The 15,042-nt window shown below is 70.7% G+C and carries 12 protein-coding genes; 4 read left to right on the forward strand and 8 right to left on the reverse strand.

What is annotated here, in order from left to right:
- Nucleotides 1-18 precede the first annotated feature (18 nt).
- On the reverse strand, nt 19-705 hold the full coding sequence (locus AB0M47_RS03805) for a helix-turn-helix domain-containing protein (protein ID WP_363407867.1): 687 nt from the start codon (nt 703-705) through the stop codon (nt 19-21).
- A gap of 101 nt (nt 706-806) precedes the next feature.
- Here AB0M47_RS03805 and AB0M47_RS03810 point away from each other — a divergent pair, with 101 nt between their 5' ends.
- Complete coding sequence (locus tag AB0M47_RS03810; protein ID WP_363407870.1) at nt 807-1,409, forward strand: hypothetical protein; 603 nt, start codon at nt 807-809, stop codon at nt 1,407-1,409.
- Nucleotides 1,410-1,493: 84 nt separating this feature from the next.
- Here AB0M47_RS03810 and AB0M47_RS03815 read toward each other — a convergent pair whose 3' ends face one another.
- The 3 genes from AB0M47_RS03815 to AB0M47_RS03825 all read right to left on the reverse strand — a co-directional run bounded on the left by AB0M47_RS03815 (nt 1,494) and on the right by AB0M47_RS03825 (nt 8,944).
- Nucleotides 1,494-5,675, reverse strand: a complete 4,182-nt coding sequence (locus tag AB0M47_RS03815) for a polymorphic toxin-type HINT domain-containing protein (protein WP_363407873.1) — start codon at nt 5,673-5,675, stop codon at nt 1,494-1,496.
- Nucleotides 5,676-5,692: 17 nt separating this feature from the next.
- Nucleotides 5,693-7,867: a S1 family peptidase gene (locus AB0M47_RS03820; RefSeq protein ID WP_363407876.1), complete on the reverse strand. Its 2,175-nt coding sequence runs from the start codon at nt 7,865-7,867 to the stop codon at nt 5,693-5,695.
- Nucleotides 7,868-7,966: 99 nt separating this feature from the next.
- Entirely contained in the window at nt 7,967-8,944 is a 978-nt protein-coding gene (locus AB0M47_RS03825) for an NADPH:quinone oxidoreductase family protein (protein ID WP_363407879.1), read from the reverse strand.
- Between the two features lie 107 nt (nt 8,945-9,051).
- Between AB0M47_RS03825 and AB0M47_RS03830 the strand changes: the two genes are divergently transcribed.
- Entirely contained in the window at nt 9,052-9,687 is a 636-nt protein-coding gene (locus AB0M47_RS03830; protein ID WP_363407882.1) for a helix-turn-helix domain-containing protein, read from the forward strand.
- Here AB0M47_RS03830 and AB0M47_RS03835 read toward each other — a convergent pair.
- The 3 genes from AB0M47_RS03835 to AB0M47_RS03845 all read right to left on the reverse strand — a co-directional run bounded on the left by AB0M47_RS03835 (nt 9,611) and on the right by AB0M47_RS03845 (nt 12,548).
- Nucleotides 9,611-10,246: a TetR/AcrR family transcriptional regulator gene (locus AB0M47_RS03835; protein WP_363407885.1), complete on the reverse strand. Its 636-nt coding sequence runs from the start codon at nt 10,244-10,246 to the stop codon at nt 9,611-9,613. The genes AB0M47_RS03830 and AB0M47_RS03835 overlap by 77 nt on opposite strands.
- Before the next feature lie 69 nt (nt 10,247-10,315).
- Nucleotides 10,316-11,386: a phosphotransferase family protein gene (locus AB0M47_RS03840; RefSeq protein ID WP_363407888.1), complete on the reverse strand. Its 1,071-nt coding sequence runs from the start codon at nt 11,384-11,386 to the stop codon at nt 10,316-10,318.
- Nucleotides 11,379-12,548: an acyl-CoA dehydrogenase family protein gene (locus AB0M47_RS03845; RefSeq protein ID WP_363407891.1), complete on the reverse strand. Its 1,170-nt coding sequence runs from the start codon at nt 12,546-12,548 to the stop codon at nt 11,379-11,381. Before AB0M47_RS03845 ends, AB0M47_RS03840 begins: the two co-directional genes overlap by 8 nt.
- Before the next feature lie 379 nt (nt 12,549-12,927).
- Between AB0M47_RS03845 and AB0M47_RS03850 the strand changes: the two genes are divergently transcribed.
- Nucleotides 12,928-13,467 (forward strand): isoquinoline 1-oxidoreductase, encoded by a 540-nt coding sequence (locus tag AB0M47_RS03850; protein ID WP_363407894.1) that lies wholly within the window; start codon nt 12,928-12,930, stop codon nt 13,465-13,467.
- A gap of 4 nt (nt 13,468-13,471) precedes the next feature.
- Here the strand turns inward: AB0M47_RS03850 and AB0M47_RS03855 are convergent, their stop codons facing one another.
- Entirely contained in the window at nt 13,472-14,380 is a 909-nt protein-coding gene (locus AB0M47_RS03855; protein ID WP_363407897.1) for an oxygenase MpaB family protein, read from the reverse strand.
- Between the two features lie 174 nt (nt 14,381-14,554).
- Here AB0M47_RS03855 and AB0M47_RS03860 point away from each other — a divergent pair, with 174 nt between their 5' ends.
- Nucleotides 14,555-15,025 carry a DUF4334 domain-containing protein gene (locus AB0M47_RS03860; protein WP_363407900.1) on the forward strand — a complete coding sequence of 157 codons (471 nt, stop codon included), beginning with the start codon at nt 14,555-14,557 and terminating at the stop codon, nt 15,023-15,025.
- The last annotated feature ends 17 nt before the right edge of the window (nt 15,026-15,042 follow it).

Genomic DNA, 15,042 nt, shown 5'->3' on the forward strand with positions numbered 1-15,042 from the left:
CGGCGGCCCCGACGCTGCTCAGCCGAGGGCGAACCAGGGTGTGCTGCTCTCGGCGACGACGTGGTCGTCGATGAGGATCCGGGCGGCGGCGCGGAGCCGTCCCTGGCTGAGCAGGATGTCGCACCAGTGATAGTCGAAGCAGTACGCCTCGCGTACGGAGGTGCGCCGGTCGTCGGACTCGCGGACGACGGCCACCTCGATGTCGACCTGTCGTTGGCCGGCGAGGTGGTCCAGTGATCCGTAGCCCTCGAACCGGGCCCAGGCGGCGCCCTGCCGCGCCGAGTACCGCAGTTCGACCTGACCCAGGTTGAGCCGTCGCTCGTGCCAGGCGATCTTGCGGGCGATCGCGGTCGTGGCGTCCGCACCGCAGCCGGCGGCCTCCGGCTCGGACCCGTCCGCGACCTGCTGCTCCGGCAGCGCCGAGAGCAGGACCGGGGTGTTCGCCGCCCGCTGGCGCATCTTCTCCCAGCGGGCCTGCCAGAGCCCGGGGTCGCCACCGCAGGCCCGCACGATGGCCAGCACGACCGGCAGGCTCGGTGGTTTCTTGCCCGCGGTCGCCTCGGCCAGCGTCGTCCGCGAATAGTGCGTACGCGCGGCGAGGTCGCGGTAGGTCAGCGAACCTTGTGCCGCCTTGAGGCTACGCAGCTCGGCGGCGAACGCCGCGACCTCGTCGACGATCTCGATCGGCTTCTCCGGACGGCCCACAGTCCATATTGTCATGTACGCGTACCGGGGTTGTCCGGTAGTTGTCCGGTGCCGGCTCGAAACCGTTCCGGCAGCGGGAACCCGCTCGTAGCGTGCTGCACGTGACCTTGACCGATACGCGACCGGCCCGTCCGGCCACTGTGTCCGCCGCCCTTGTCCTCGCGCTCGTCGCGGCCACCCTCGACGTGCTGACCGTCGTCCTCGGCTGGCTGACTCTCCAGGGGCAGCTCGACGCGATCGACGAGCTGATCGGCAGCCGTACGCGCGGCGGGTCCGACAGCGACGTCGACGCGATGACCTCGGGTTACGTGATCGGCGTAGCCTTCAGCTCGCTCGTGCTGTTCGCCTTCGCCGCCAGCTACCTGATCAACGGCATGCTGGCGAGTGCGGGCAAGCAGCCTGCCCGGGTCCTGCTCTGGGTGACCGCCGGTCTGGATCTGTGCTACTTCGGCTGCTCCACCGTCTCGTCAGGGATGCCGACCGACGCGGAGCTGTCCAGCGGCGGCACGATCACCGGGACCGAGGTCGCCGACGCGATCGCGCAAGCGCAGCCGGCCTGGATCCAGCTGCTGCAGGTTCCAGCCACCGTGCTGTGGGCCCTCAGCTTGCTGATCCTGGTCGCCGTGCTCGCCGCGCCGAGTAGTAATCGGTACTTCCGCCCGGCCCCGGCCACTCCGGCGTACCCGCCGCCGGTCGGCCCCTGACTCGGCTGTCAGCGCCGGTACGCGAGCTGCGCGAGTGGCCGCGGAGCTCTCTCCGCGGCCACTCGGGTCATCGAGACGTCGCGGTCAGCACCGCGGTACGCCCAGTGCCATGATGTGCATACGCATCCGTGCGGGTGCGACGGGGTTGTCGTAGATCGTTGCGCTGAACGGGTTGGTCGCGCCGAGGACGACGTTGACGTGCTTGTAGTTCATGAGCCCGGCCCGGGTCAGCTCCGGAGCGTAGGTCACCGTTCCGCCGGCCGCGCGGATCTCGCCGGCTGTCGTGACGCGCATCTTGCCCCACGCCAGCGCCATCGCCGCGTCCTCGACGGACTCACCCATGACGCCGGAGATGATGGTCCCTGGCGGCGGCCAATCTCCAGTGCCGCCACGCAGGATGATGAAGTCGTCGGGGACGGTCCAGCCTTGGTTGTGGACGAGGACCGACGTGGTCCCGGCCAGGACGTAGTAGGTGTGGTGCCCGGCGACGGTGAGGTTGTGGACGGTGGCCGGCTCGGTGTGCTGCCGGGTCGCCGTGACCTGGACCCAGGTTCCGGCGCTGGTGCGCAGCCACTGTCCCGATTGCAGTTCGGCCGCGCCGACCCATTGCCGAAGGTCGGCGGCCCAGAACGGATGCCGGTCGGTGGCGGTCACCGTCGCCGTGCCGTCCTTCGCCGTCGCGTCGGCGCCGACGGTGAGATCGACGAGCCGCTTGACGCCGCTGCCGACGATCGTGGCGGTGACCGGTTCGGATTCGGTGACCCCCGATGCCGGGTCGGTGGACAGCACCCGGTCACCGAGACGGATCTCGCTGATGGGTTTGCTGGTCCCGTCGGCGAGCAGGACCTTCGTATCGGCAGTGAAACTGTTGGGGCCACAGGATTGCCGCAAGGCCGCCACGAACCTCGCCAGTGCTCCTTCCTCGGCGCGGGCCTGGACGCCGAGACGTTCGAGCCAAGCCGCAGCGCGAATGCCGATGGCCGTCCCGGCGACGACGCCGCCTCCGCCGGCGAAGGCCGGACTGAGGAACAGCGGGACGCCCACCAACTCCGGCGACAGCACCGGGGCGAAGAACTCCAGGATGGGCGCGCAGACGGCGCAGGCGGCCAGCCCCACGGCCAACCCGGCCCCCAGGTACGCGGCGGCGACAAGGCTGATCACCCCGGCGAACGCGGTGTAGAACGCGGTCAGGTCGGCCAGGAACGCCGTCAGGAGCGTCAGCTCCTGGGTGGCCTGGAAGTTCGGGTTCAGCACATCCTTCAGGCAGGCGTTGTAGAGCTGGCTGCCCTGCTGGTAGAACAGCTCGCACGTGCCCGCGTTGAGATAGGCGACCCGCGCCGGATTCTCGATGATCTCGTAGACCTGCGCGAGACAGCCCTGCGGGTCGGGCACGCCGGGCGCCTGGCACCGTTGACTTTCCCGCTGCGCCCAGCGGGCGGCCTCGTCCGCGCCGAGTTGCTTGGCGGCGTTCAGCGCTACGGTGAAGTCCTCCGCGGCCTGCTGCGCGCTGCGCCCGGCGGCCAGAGCCGCGTCGTACGCCCGCTGCGCCGAAGCGATCGCGTTGGTGGCGTACCCTGCGGCCTGTTCGGCTGAGGCGGTGGCCCACGCCGCCGACTGGGCGGCCCGCCGGGCCGAGCCGGTGGCCGACTGCGCGGCTGCGACAGCGGTACGCGCCGAGGCGGCAGCCCGTGCCGCCGACTGCTCGGCGAGTGCCGCCGACTGTTGAGCCCGCTGGGCATAGCCGGCCGCCGTGGTGGCTGCCGCGACGGCTTCCTGGGCGTACCCGGCGGCTTCGGCGGCGGCGCCCCGGGCGGTTGCGGCGGTCTGCTGGGCCAGCATCGCGTTCTGCACTGCGAGGTTGGCGACCTGGGTGGCTTGGGCCAGTAAGGCGGACACGACCGCGTCGTGGGCGGCGGTGTCCTGATCGCGCTGCGCGGCGGCGTACCGGTCGACGTCGAGGAACTTGTCCAGCAACGCCGGTGGGCCGTCCAACGCGATCTGGGCGGCGGCGGCGACCTCGGGACCGCTGTCGGGCGAGGCCAGGATCTGATTGACCTTCAGACGCCGGTCGGTGGCGGCGGCCGCGTACTGCGTGACCTCCAGGAACTGGCGAAGGGCCGCGGCGGTGCCGGCGTCGAGCGCGCGCTGGGCGTACTCGACGGTGGCGGTGTCAGCCCGGTCCCGGGCGGCGGCCTGGATCTGGTTGACCGACAACCGGTCTTCCGCTGCCCGCTGCGGATAGTCGCGGGTACGCAGGAAGGCCGCCACGTCGGCGTCGGAGCCGGCGAGCGCGGTCTGGGCCGCGGCACGCATCGCGTCGGTGCCGGTGACCATCAGCCCGGCCAGGGTCGCCCGGTCGTCCTGACCGGCCGCGACCGCCACTCCGGTGCGTACGAACTCCAGGACGAAGGCGTCGTCGCCGGCGAGAGCGTGACGCGCCGCCGCCCGGGTCCAGGATCCGTCGGCATTGGACAGTGTGAGCGCGACCTGCCGGGCCGCCCGGACCGCGTCGGCGGTCGGGGTGGCCGGATCGCTGGCCACGGTGATCAGCCGGTTGGTCTCCGCGGTCCGGCGGGCCGCTTGCTCGGCGTCCCAGGCGGCGCGGGCCTGCTGCGCGGTGACCTGTTCGGCGATGGCCCGCGCGGCCTCATCGCCTTGTTCGTACGCGATCTGGACGCGTTCGGCGTCGGCGGCCCGGCCGGCTTCGTAGACGGCCTGGGCTTGGACGGCTGCGGCGACCGCGTCCTGAGCGGCGAGCGTGGCGGCGTTGGCGTGGGCGGTCGCCCGCGCGGCGGCCTGTGCCGATTCGCCCGCGTGTTCGGCCGCGTCCTCTGCTGCGGCTGCGGCCGTGTTGGCGTTGGCGACCGCCCGATTGGCGGCGTCGCGGGCCTTCATCGCCGCGTCACCGGCGGTGTTGGCGTACGCGGCGGCGGCGCGTGCGGCCCGGATGGCCCGGTTGGCGTTGGCCTGAGCCCGTGCGGCAGCGGCGCGAGCGGCCGCTCCGTCCGCACCGGCTTGATTGGCCCAGTCACCGGCTTCGCGGGCGGCCTGTGCCGACGCGTTGGCGGCGTTGGCCGCGCCTTCGGCTTCGGATGCCGCGTACGCGGCGAGGAACGCGGCCTCACCGGCTCGGCGGGCGGCCTCGGCGACTTGCTGGGTTTGCTGGGCGGCTTTGCGAGCCAGTACTGCGGCGTCCCGCGCACGCTGGGCCTCGGCGGTGCTCGTCGCCGCGAGCGCTGCGGCCTGATAGGCGCGGGCGGCAGCCTGCCCGGTACGCGTAGCGGCGGTGGCTGCGCGTGCGGCTGCGCCGGCCGCGACGCGAGCTGCGGCGCTGGCGGCGCGGGCTGCGGCGACGGCTTCCTGCGCTGCTGCGGCCGCCCGGTCGGCGGCCTGGGCCGCTCGTTGGGATTCGGCTGCCGCGACGGCGGCGTTGCCCTGTGCTTGAGCGGCTGCGGCCGCCGCTGCTTGGGCGGCCTTCCGGGCGGCGTCGGCTTCGGCGACCGCCCGCTGCGATTCGGCCTTGGCCGCCGTCGTCTCCACTTCGGCCCGTGCCCCGGCCACCTCGGCGGCCTTGACCAGATCGGTCAGGGTCTGGGTCTCCTGGTCGCGGGCGGCGGCCACGCCCCAGTCGACGTTGATGAAGCGGGTCAGCGCGTCGAGCGTGCCCGCGTCCAGGGCGCGCTGGGCGGCTACCTTCACCTCCGGCCCGCCCGCGGCGAGGATCTGATTGGTACGCAGCCGCTGGTCGGTGTACTCGGGCTGCCGCCATCCCGAGTCCAGGAAGGTGGCCAGCGCCGCCGATGTTCCGTTGTCGAGCGCCTTCTGGGCCGCCGAGCGGAGCTGAGCGCCACCGCCGGCCATCATCTGGTTGATGCGCAGCCGCTGATCGAGCAGCCATGGCTGGCGCCACCCGGAGTCCAGGAAGGCGCCCAGGGCGGCCGGGTCGGTGGCGTCCAACGCCTGCTGGGCGGCGGCGCGTACCGACGGTCCACCGCCGGCCATGAGCTGGTTCACGGCCAGGCGTTCGTCGACCTTGGCCCGGCCGGCCCAGGTGGTGTCCACAAAGGCGCAGACGTCGGCGTCGCCGCCGAGCAGCGCCTGTTCGGCGGCGGCACGGACCTGCGATCCGCCGCTCTGCCAGGCGATCATCACCGGTGTCCGATCGCAGTCTGCCGACACAGCGGCGGCGGACCGATCGGCGGCGGGCGGTACGACCAGCAGGCCGGCTATCAGCGTCAGGGCGGTCAACGCCCGGGCTGTCCTCATTCTCATCACGCTTCCCATCAGGCCGGCACCCGCAGCTGCAACAGGGTCGTCGGCTCGTTGCTCGGATCCGCGCCCTGCCCCACCTGGGTGCTGCCGGACGGATTGACGACGACGGTGATCGGTGCGGCCGACGCGGTGTCGACGACGGCGACGAGGCCGTGCCCGTAGCCGGTCTGCTGTCCGTCGCCGCGAATCTCGAACACGCCGGGCACCTGGAGGTCCAGCCGCCCGGTCGCGGCGGTGACCTTGAAACAGATGTGCCCGGACGCGTCTGGGCCGACCTGTTCGGTCGTCCACACCTGGATCACGCCGACGTTGTTCACCGGCGGCGTCGTGCAGTCGGCGAGCAGGATGTGCCCGTCGCCGGCGATGAGCCGTACGTTGAGCTGCGCGAGGATCTCGGCGGCGCCGGGATAGGCGAACTTCTCCACGAGGGTGTCGCGGACCTCGATCGGGCGGGGCGCGACGACCGTGGTGAAGCGCAGTCCGGCGCGGCCGACGGCCCAGATCGTCTTGCCCGCCGGACGGTAGGCCAGCAGGTAGTTAGCCCCGCCGGAGTGGTCGTAGTCGAAGGCGACGATCCGGTCGGCCGTGCTGAGCATGTTGTATCCGCCGATGCCGGTGCTGCTGGTGACCACGGCGGTGAACGTGTTGCCCGTGCCGTGCTGCAGGATCCACACGATGCCGGTCCCCGGCCGGTACGCGACCAGGTGGTCGCGCTTACCGGAGTAGTCGTAGTCGTAGGCGAGCAGCTGATCCTCGGCCGCTCCGACGTTGTAGCCGCCGATCCCGGTGGTCGCGTTGTAGACGGCGGTGTACGTGTTGGCCGCGCCGTGCTTGAGGATCCAGACGGTCCGGGCGACCGGCCGGTACAGCACCAGGTGGTCGACCTTGCCGGAGTGGTCGTAGTCGAAGGCCAGGATGCGGTCGGCGTTGCCCTTCAGGTCGTAGCCGCCGATCCCGGTCGTGCTGGCGAACACCTTGCTGAAGGTGTTGCCCGTGCCGTGCTTGATGATCGACACCAGACCGGTGCCCGGCCGGTAGATCAGCAGGTGGTCGGCCTTGCCTGAGTGGTCGTAGTCGTACGCCACGATCTGGTCGCGCGAGTCGCCCAGGTTCCAGGTGCCGATGCCGACGGTGGCGTCGGCGTACACGGGCAGGTATCGGGTGCCGACGTCACGTCGTAGAACGTGGACGATGCGGTCGCCGGGCCGGTACAGCACCAGGTGGTCGAGCTTGCCGGAGTGGTCGTAGTCGTAGGCCAGGACCCGGTCCTTCGCATTCATCAGGTCGTAGCCGCCGATGCCGGACGTGCTCGACAGGATCGTGGTGAAGGTGTGGTCGGAGTTCTGCCGGACGATCTGGACGAACCCGGTCCCGGGCCGGTACATCAGCAGGTGGTCGAGTTTCCCGGAGTGGTCGAAGTCGAACGGGACGACCTGGTCGCGGGCGTCGGCGAGGTCGAACGAGCCGATGCCGGCCGAGCTGTGGTACGGGGCGGTGAAACCGGCGGCCGGGTCGACTCGTGTCGTGGTCGCGACCCACGGCGCCACGTCGTCGAGGCGTACCGCGGTCGCGCCGTGGCCGGTGGTGGTGGCGCTGAGGCAGCCGTCCTGGCCGGAGTCGAGCAGGAGGCCGGCCAGTTCCGGCTGACCGCCCGTACGCAGCACGGGGCCACCGGCATCGCCTTGGCAGGCCGCGGCGGTGGAGGTCGCCCAGGTGAACGAGTCGGCGGTCACCGCGTCGACCGTCCCGTCGGCGACGTACGCCTTATCCGGAACCCAGACCGTGCCGGTACGCCCGTATCCGGCGGCCCGTACGGCGTCGCCCGCAGCGAGCGGAGTGCCGGTGATCGGCACGGGTGCCACGTCGAGCACTCGCAGCGACAACATCGCCAGCGCCAGATCCCGGCTGGTATGCGGAACGACCGTGACGATCGACAGCTGCGACCCGGCGACTTCGGCCGTCGTCGGGCGTGGAGGTGGCCCGGAGGCGACCTTGCCGTTGGCGGCGAAGCAGCTGGCCAGCGTGACAACCCATTGCGGCGCAACGAGTACGCCAGTGCACGCCTGCACTCCGGCGGCGTTGAGCCGCACCAGATATCCGGCGTCGGCGGCGGGCAGCACGCCGCCGCCGACGATCGCGTGAGCCGGTACGCCGCCGGTGAACAAGCCCAGCAGCCCGGCGGTCAAGACAACACATAGACGACGCAACATGGGCCACACTGAACAGACCGGCCGCTTCATTTCGGCTTCGCGGCTGCTTCAGCCGAGGTCCGACGGTGTCGACGCCTAGGGGCGCAAGGCCAGCTTGCCGACGGTCGTCCGGGCTTGCAGTTCGGTCAGTGCCTTGGGGCCGTCCGCCAGGTCGAACATCGTCGGCTGAGTGGGGCGTAGGACCCCGGCGGCGATCAGCGCGAACAGTTCGCCCATGACCTCGCCGAAGACGTGCGGCGCGGCTTGGATGAGGACGCCGAGGTTGAATCCGATCACCTGGACCTGATGCCGGTAGATCAGATCCCAGTTACTCAGCGTCGCATCGCCGCCCGCGCTGCCGATGACCACGACCCGGCCGGTGACCCGTTTCGCCACCGCCAAACTGGCCTCGAACGTTGTTCCACCGGCCGATTCCAGCACCAGATCGACGCCGGTGCCGTCGGTCAGCCGCAGCACCTGGTCGGCGAGGTCCTCGGCACGCGAGTCCACGACGTGATCGGCGTTCGCGAGCAGGTGGTGTTTGTCGGGCGACGCGGCGGCGATCACCGTCGCGCCATAGTGCTTGGCCATGGTCACCGCCGCCTGGCCGGTCGCCCCCGCGGCCGCGTGGATCAGCACCGTCTGCCCGGCGGCGAGTCCGCCTAGCGGCCGCAGCGTGGCCAGCGCCGTCGGATGATTCACGGTCAGCCCCAACGCCTGCTCGTCCGACCAGCCGGTGGGCACCGGCAGCACGGCGACGGCCGGTAGGGACATGTACTCGGCGAACGCGCCGAGTCCGAAGACGTTCGTACCGACCACGCGGGTGCCGGGGGCCAGCCCGGTCACCGCGTCGCCCACCGCGACGATCTGGCCGGCGGCCTCGAAACCGGCCAGGTACGGCGGCTGCGGGCCGTTGGCGAAGGTGCCGTATGCCTGGGCCAGGTCGGCGAAATTGATCCCGGCGGCGGTCACGCGGATCAGCACCTCGCCTGGTCCCGGCTCCGGCTCGGGTGCGTCGGTGATGAGCCGCAAGTCCTGGGGGCCGGTGAGCGAGGTCTGCTGGAGGGCGCGCATGCGGTGCTCCTTCGATTATTTTTTCGAACGACCAAAAAATACTGTCAGCGGTCCCACGCGACGTCAAGGTATTCTGGATCGAACGGCAAATATCTAGGGGTACAGGGATGGCTTCTCGTGGCAGACCGCGCGCCTTCGACGCGGACGTGGCCCTGCGGCAGGCACTGGAGGTGTTCTGGGAGCGCGGTTACGAAGGAACCTCGCTGAGCGACCTGGCCGGGGCCATGGGGATCGCCTCGGCCAGCATCTACGCGTGCTTCGGCAGCAAGGAGGACCTGTTCCGCCAGGCGGTCGCGCTGTACGGGACGCTCTCCGGCGCCGCGCCCCGGCGCGCGCTGCGTGACCAGCCGTCCGCCCGCGTCGCGATCGAGGCGATGCTGCGCGCCACCGCCGACGAGATCACTCGCCCAGACGCTCCGCGTGGGTGCCTGCTCGTGCTCGCCGCGCCCACCGGGGCGGTGGAGAACCATCGGGTACGCGAATTCCTGGCCGACCGGCGGCACAGCCAGTTCGAGGCCATCCGTGAATGTCTGGCCGCCGACGCGGAAGTCCCGGCGGACGACGTGGACGCGATCGCCCGGTTCTACACGACCGTGGTGCACGGCCTGTCGATCCAGGCCCGCGACGGCGCCGGCCGGGCCGAGCTGGAGACGGTCATCGCCTGCGCTATGGCCGGCTGGGGGGCGTTCCGACGCCGTGCAGCAGAACCCGATGGAAGTAGCGGGCGACGTCCAGCGAAGTGAGCGTCCCGCGTGGGTCGTACCACTGATACGCCCAGTTGCACATGCCGAACAGCGCCATCGAGCTGAGCATCGGATCGCCGGTGACCAAGCCTTCGGTGCGACCGCGCTCGAACAGCCCCCGGACGGAGTCGAAGTACGCGTCGCGCGCCGCCAGCGCCTCCCGCCGGGAGGCCTCCGGCAGTTCGCGGTGATGCTCGAAGAACACCCGGACGTAGCCGCGGTGCGTACGCATCAGGTCGCAGATGTCCACCATGACGTCGAGCAGCAGATCGGAGACATCGCGATCATCCCGTTCCAGCCGCTGTCGCTGCCGGCCGAGCAGGATGGAGATGAACTCCTCGTGGATCGCGAGGAGGATGCTGTCCTTGCTCGGGAAGTAGTGGTACAGCGTCGGCTTGGCGAGGCCCACCGCCCGCGCGATGTCGTCCATCGAGGTCAGGTGATAGCCGACGTCGTCGAACAGCTCGGAGGCCTGCAGGACGATCTCGGTACGCCGGTCGTCCGCGGTGCGCGGCCGACGCGTACGCGACGCCGTGCGAGCCGGTCGTGAAACGGCCATGTGATCTCCTCGAACTGGGCTCCGACGTGCCATGGTAGGCCGCGCCGTCAGGCGGGGAATCAGGTCTCGTCACGAGCCCAATGCGGCGACACCCTGCCCGTCGGCGACGCGCAGGCCCAGCTCGACGAGCGCGGCGGACGCCTCCGCCATGCCGGCCGCGTCCGATCCCAGGTGCTGGCCCTGGAGATGGCGGAAGTAGATCGACTCCATGATGACCGCGAGCTTGAGACAGGTCAGCGCCAGGCATACGTCGAGGTGGTCGCCGTCGACCGGGCGGAGAGCGGTGTACGCGCCCAGCACGGCGGCGCGATCGCCGAACCCCGGCCGGTCGGTCACCCCGAGCGCCACCGGTACGCGTCGTCGCAAGGTGTCGCCGGGCTCGGTCCAGTAGACGAGCAGGAGCGCGAGGTCGCACACCGGATCGCCGCGGGTGGCCATCTCCCAGTCCAGCACCGCGCGTACGCGGGCGGTGTCGGGCGCGAGGATGAGGTTGTCGAGGCGGTAGTCGCCGTGCACGAGCGTGGCGGGCCGATCGGCGTACGCGTCGGTGCGCTCGGCCAGCCAGCGGGCGAGCCGGTCGAACCCGGGCAGGTCGCGTACCTTGGTGCGCTCCCATTGGGCCGTCCACAGCGCGGCCTGGCGACTGAGATAGCCGGCCGGTTGCCCGAAGGTCTCCAGGCCGGTGCCGGTGAGGTCGGCATCGTGCAGCGTGGCCAGCGTCCGGACGAGGACGTCGGAGATCGCCGCGGCGCGCTCGGCGGAGAGGCCGGCGCAGTCCGCCGCCGACGACAGCACGACGCCCTCGACGTGCTCCATGACGAGGAAGGGCGCACCGATGACGGACGCGTCCTCGCAGAGCAGATACGGCCGTGCGCTCGGCACCGCCGTGCGATCGAGGCCGCACAGGACGCGATACTCGCGGGCCATGTCGTGTGCCTTGGGCATCACATGGCCGAGCGGCGGCCGGCGCAGCACCCAGGACCGGGCGCCCTGGCCGATGCGGTAGGTGAGGTTGCTGCGGCCGCCCGCGAGCAACTGGGCCTGCCACGGTGCGGCTGAGTCCACATCAGACAGATGCTCGCCCAGGTATGCCGCCAACCGATCGAAGGGCAGACCTGGCAGGTCTGCCTCGTCAGTCATGCGACCGCTTGCCGGATCGGGCCGTCTCGTACCGCCGGACCGCACGACGGGCCACCGCCCAGCGGTGCGCCTCGGACGCGCCGTCGTAGATGCGGAACGGGCGTACCTCGGCGAGGAACCGCGCCAGCGGCAGGTCGTGGGAGACACCCTGCGCGCCGCACAACTGGACGGAGCGGTCGCCGACGCGGCCGACGGCTTCCGAGACGAACGTCTTGGCGATCGAGGTCTCGTGGTTCGCCCGGCTGCCTTGGTCGAGTGCCACGGCGGCGGTGCGGATCAGCGCCCGGGACGCCGCGAGGTCGATCTCGTTGTCGGCGATGAGGTGCTGTGCGAGGCCGAGATCGGCGAGCCGGCTACCGAAGAGCTCCCGGTCGACGACGTAGCCGAGCATGATCTCGTGTGCGCGGCGGGCGACACCGAGCCAGCGCATGCAGTGCGTCAGGCGGGCGGGTCCGAGCCGGACCTGGGCGTTGGCGAAGCCGCGATCGACCTCGCCCAGCACCGCCGACGCCGGTACGCGACACCGTTCCAGCAGCACTTCGCAATGCCCGCCGGTGAACCCGGCGTCGATGGTCGGGATGTGCCGGCCGACCGTCAGGCCGGGGTTGCCGGCGTCGACGAGGAACATCGTCGCGGCGTCGGCGCCGGTGCGTGCCATCACGATGAAGAAGCCCGCTCCGTCGGCGCCGGTGATGAACCACTTCTGGCCGTCGATCAGCCAGTCGTCGCCGTCGCGTACGGCGGACGTGGCGAGCGCGGTGGGATCCGACCCGGCGCCGGGGGCTGGTTCGGTCATGGCGAACGCCGAGCGAACGTCGCCTGCGGCCAACGGGCGAAGGTACTGCTCACGTTGCGCGGGTGTGGCGACGTGTTCCAGCAGCGTCATGTTGCCCTCGTCGGGCGCGGCGCAGTTCATCACGAGCGGGCCGGGCAGACTCCGGCCGGACTCCTCCAGCACGTCGGTCTGGTCGAGCATCGACAGGCCCAGGCCGCCGTACTCGGTGGGGGCCGACGGGGCGAACACGCCCGCTTCGCGGGCCGCTCGGCGAAGGGTCACCAGAACGTGGGGATCGGTCTCGACGGCGTGTTCGACCGGAATCACCTGATGGTCGATGAACTCGCGTACGCGCGCGGCGAGGCTCTGCGTACCGTTCGCGTTCACCTCGGGGCCTCCTGGTCGCTCCGGTCTTCGCGCTTTCCGTCGACCGATCAGTTCTTCAAGGTACGCGACCGACCGCGCGGTTGGCTAGATGCCTCCATGATCGCCATCCGTCTGTCTACTTACGACTGAGTGCTGAACAGCTTGTTTGCTGTCAGGTGAGAACGTCGACTTTGTCGAGGAGGCTCGTCGGCGGCTACCGACCGACCGGACAGTCGGGAATCGGTCGGGCCTTGTGGTCGCCGAGCCGGTGTGCTGTCATGCGATGCGCGCGTGCAAACACATCGATGCTCGCCTCGGCGGGCCGACCGCAGGAGGAGCGAAGCGTGGAGCCACTCGGCGGGCGTGATGTCATGCCCGGCCCACCCCGGTGACCACGGCCATGGTGGAAGCCGTCGTCCGGCGACGATTCCGCGGGTACGTGCTGGCCGCCCCGATCCTCGTCACCGCGGCCGATCTGGCGGTGACGCCTACAGCTACCACCGAGGACCTGCTCGGCCTCAACGACATCAGGACCGCGGTGGCGCTGCCGGCGTCCCGGCTGATCTCGATCGAGGTCCACCCGGACTGGACGGTGACACTCGTGGTTCCGCGCGCCACCTCAAGGGAGGCGCTGGCCACGTCGGTCACGCTGATCACGCAGGAGCTGTCCGTGCCGCGGGAGCGGGTCGACGTCGCGCTGGGCGATGCGCCGCCCGATGCGGCGTACCACCAGGTGACGACCGTGCGGGTGGCTGTCGCGGTGGCCCGTCGGCGTCTGCTGGAGGCCGCGTCGGCCGCGTTCGGGTCGTCCGTCGCCGACCTACGGCTCGCCGCCGGAGCGGTCGCCGATCGCGTCGGTCACCGACTCGACATCGGCGCCCTCGCGGCGAAGGCGGCCAGCACGAGCACCGTCGCCGTGGCGGTCGAACTCCCCGGCTAGGCCCTCATCGGCGGTCGTCCGGGCGGGCCAGCCAGCTCGGGTCGAGGTCGGGCGGTGGTGGCGGAGCGCCCAGGTCCGCGGGCTGGTATCCCTCGGGATAGCCGGGATACGTGCGGTTTCGCGGTGCGCGGGTCAGTTTGCTCTTGGTACGCGGTGGCAGCAGCCGAACCGCAGCGGCCCGCGTACGCAAGCCGCCGTCGACGATCGCGGACACCCAGCGCGGCGCGGCCGGAAAGCCGAACGCGGTACGCAGCTCGACGGGCAGCAGCGCCAGCACTCCGAGCCGGGCGGCGCGGCGCAACGGCGCGGGATACCAGGACGCGAACAGGTCCAGGGTGTACGTGCCGACGCGCTCGTTGGTCGGGTCATAGCGGAACCTCGTGCGCTCGTACTCGCGCTTGAAGTCCCAGAACGCGTCGAAGTCGTCCGGCACGTCGTGGATGCCCATCCGAGCACCGACCGCGCGGTAGTAGTGGAACGCGGCCAGCCGCTCGTGCTCGTGCAGCGGTCGCCAGCCGAAGCGTTCCAGCCACTCGATCGGCTCGTAGACGAAGGTGGACAGCACATAGCGCATGTCGTCGTTGGAGATCGCGTACGCGGAGTGGGCCCGGTTGACCGCGCGCAGCGCCTGCTTGCCGCGTGGCGAGTCGTAGCCGTGCTCGACCATCTCGGCCATCAGCAACGCGGTGTCGTCGTACCGCTGTTGCGGGCGGAGCCGGAACTCGCCGGTCGCCTCGAGCAGCGCCGAGATGCTCGGTACGCAGTACGTGCGGAACAGCGCGAACTCCAGCGCCCGCTGATAGTCGAACGGGAACTCGAAGCCCGTCGAGATCCGGTAGATCTCGTGATGGTCGTGCACGGGATCGAGCGCCTCGATGCGACGCAACCATCGGTACCGACCGCCACCAGCCATCGTGACCACCTCGCAAGCAGGGTCGGCAACGACGCCGCTCGTGTCAAGGGCCGTCGGCTGTCTATCCTCTGCCCCAGAATCCGGCGCCGCCGGCTTCGAGTGCCGCTGCGACAAGCGAGACACCAGCGAGACTTCCGCGAGACATCTGCGAGACGCCAGCGAGAGGACGCCGTCATGGACGCGAACAAGGCCCGGGACAGATTCGCCGAACTGCGCCGACAGGACGGCCGGGTCTCGGCCGCCGAGCTCGACGAGATCTGGTCCGCGTTGGACACGGTCCGTCCCGAGGAGATCTTCGGCGAGTGGAAGGGCGGCGAGTTCGACACCGGGCACCCGATCAACGGGCAGCTGGACCAGGCGCGATGGTTCGGCAAGACCTTCGTGAGCCGCAAGGACGTCAAGCCGCTGATCTGCCGGGACGACGACGGCGAGCTGTACTCCAACAAGGTGCTGGGCAAGGGCGAGGCAAGCTTGTGGACGGTCGAGTTCCGGGGTGAGTCGACCGCGACGATGGTGTACGACGGCCAGCCGATCTTCGACCATTTCAAGCGAGTCGACGACCGTACGCTCATGGGGATCATGAACGGCAAGCACTTCGCCGACGACGGCCCGTTCTTCTACTTCGTGCTCGAGCGGGTCGCCTGAGCCCGGCCGACGCGGAG

It is taken from the genome of Hamadaea sp. NPDC051192 (assembly GCF_040682475.1).
In the GTDB taxonomy this organism is placed as follows: domain Bacteria; phylum Actinomycetota; class Actinomycetes; order Mycobacteriales; family Micromonosporaceae; genus Hamadaea; species Hamadaea flava.